The 336-nt window shown below is 63.4% G+C and carries 1 protein-coding gene; it reads left to right on the plus strand.

The features are described 5' to 3' along the window. The coding region (locus tag QEP11_RS15670) for an Ig-like domain-containing protein (protein ID WP_284337586.1) at positions 1–336 on the plus strand (336 nt) is incomplete at both ends.

The following is a 336-nucleotide window of genomic DNA, read 5'->3' on the forward strand; positions in this document are numbered from 1 at the left end:
TAAAGGCAACTGGAGCATCACCACGCCGGAGCTGGCAGAAGGCGAGCACAAGTTCACGGCCAAGGCCACGGACAGTGCAGGCCAGGACAGCCCATTGACAGGTGAATACGCTGTGGTGGTGGATACCACCGCTCCGGCCAAGCCTGCAGTGGTGGTCGCTGACGACAACGTGGGCGAGGTGAAGGGCTCGATCGAGGCGGGTGAGACCACGGACGATGCGACCCCGACACTGAGTGGCAAGGGCCAGGCGGGCGAGACCGTGACGATCTACGACAACGGCGTGGCCATTGGCTTGACCGAGGTGGACGAGCAGGGCAACTGGACGTTCACACCGTT

The sequence above is a fragment of the Comamonas halotolerans genome, assembly GCF_030162935.1.
In the GTDB taxonomy this organism is placed as follows: domain Bacteria; phylum Pseudomonadota; class Gammaproteobacteria; order Burkholderiales; family Burkholderiaceae_C; genus Comamonas; species Comamonas halotolerans.